We start from the raw sequence: 1,673 nt of genomic DNA, 5'->3' as shown, positions 1-1,673 counted from the left end.
ATCGCTCCTTCGGTGGAGAAGTGGAGGCGTCAAGCACCCCCACGATATGCCGCCTTCCCGATTCCCGCCGTCACCAACTTTCAGCGATAGCTCGGGGCCAGCGCCATTTCTACGACTGCCCTTGGCGTATCCGTTTGCTCTTCGACCCAATCGCGAAAAGTGCTCCTAAAGCCGTGCGCAGTCACGTCCTTTCGGCCCATTCGCCGAAGCAACATCAGCAGCGACATGTTGGATAGCGCCGCCCGACGATCGCCATAAAATACGTGGTCGTTCTGCTTTTTTGCCATCATGCCTCTGATGATCTCGATCGCACGCTCTCCTAGTGGTACGCGATGCTCACGTCCCGCTTTCATGCGTTCCGCCGGTATGATCCAAACACGATTATCCAAGTCGATTTCTGACCAAGTCGCGCCCAAGACCTCGTTGGTTCGCGCCGCGGTCAAAATCGCGAACTCGAGCGCGCGGGCAGCCACGGCGTCACGCCCTCTCAAAGCTGCCATGAATGTTGAAATCTCGGGATAGGGTAAGGCGGGATGGTGCTTGACCCGTCGAACCTTACCTCGAGCGGGAAGTAAGTGGTCCAGATGACCACGCCACCGCGCAGGGTTTTCGCCGTCGCGGAAGCCACGGACCTTTGCCCAGTCTAAAATCCGCTCGATACGACCCCGAACCCTGGTTGCTGTTTCGGGCTTCGTCGCCCAAATCGGCTCTATCGCCTTCATCACCAGTCCAGCGTCTACCAGTTGTACTGAAAACTTTCCGAATACAGGTGAGCAATAGGTTTCGATGGTGGCGGACCATTGGCTGGCGTGCTTGACACTGCGCCAGCCTGCCCGATGAGCTGCAATATAGGCTTTGGCACACTCGTCAAAGGACATTGACTTCGTTGCTACCGAACTTGCTTGCATCCGAGAGGCTTCGCGCTCGACAATTGGATCTTTCCCAGCCCGACGCAGTTCGCGCGCAACAGATGCGCGCTCGCGAGCATCTGCAAGAGGAACGTCGCTGACGGGTCCTAGCCCCATTTGGCGCTCGCGCCCGGCCACTGCATAGCGAAAGAGCCAAGACTTTCGAGGAGTGCTGTCCGATCCGTTCGTAACCTGCAAACAAAGGCCGCCACCGTCGCCATACATGCCGGGCGCTTTGAGGGTTTCGACCTTCCGGTACGACAGACGGTTGATGGTGCGGGCCATACCCACCTCCGTTTCTACCCTCGCTCTACCCCCGAATTGTAGCAAAGGTGCACGAACGTGTACAGATAGGCCACGCACGGAAACGCCTTCAAACATAGGACAATCTGAAGGCTTGCGAACGATGGTGAAAGCATCTTTGGCGGAGAGGGAGACAAAAATAGCCCATATCGCCCACATTCGCACGCGTTCGCCGTAATGCAAGAGGCGCCTGTAGAGTAGGCGCAAGCTGTACGCTGGACCCCGAGCACGATCGCCTCAATTCGCGTCCGATCTTCGTACACGTATGGGCTGGCGTATGGGCAAGAGCGTTCGACGGAAGCTTGGGTTCGATTGGAGAGCAGATACGAATCTGCAGGCTCGCTCAGTGGCTGAGACCTAGCCTACGAGGACTGTCATTCGGCCCTTTAATTGCGGTTTGTTGTCAAGCTTTACATTTCTGAATTCGCCCATCGCACGGTGGTAGTGCTCGCGCCGTCGGAG

At 57.3% G+C, this 1,673-nt stretch carries 1 protein-coding gene; it reads right to left on the bottom strand.

Annotated features, from left to right (window positions below; all coding sequences use genetic code 11):
- Positions 1–80 precede the first annotated feature (80 nt).
- Positions 81–1,193, bottom strand: coding sequence for a site-specific integrase (locus K359_RS60800; RefSeq protein ID WP_084518871.1), 1,113 nt, complete (start codon positions 1,191–1,193; stop codon positions 81–83).
- Between the last annotated feature and the right edge of the window lie 480 nt (positions 1,194–1,673).

Source organism: Bradyrhizobium sp. th-b2 (assembly GCF_000426785.1).
Taxonomy (GTDB): Bacteria; Pseudomonadota; Alphaproteobacteria; order Rhizobiales; family Xanthobacteraceae; genus Bradyrhizobium; species Bradyrhizobium septentrionale.
Note: the sequence above shows the minus strand (reverse complement) of the source record. Positions and strands in the feature narration are given on the sequence as shown.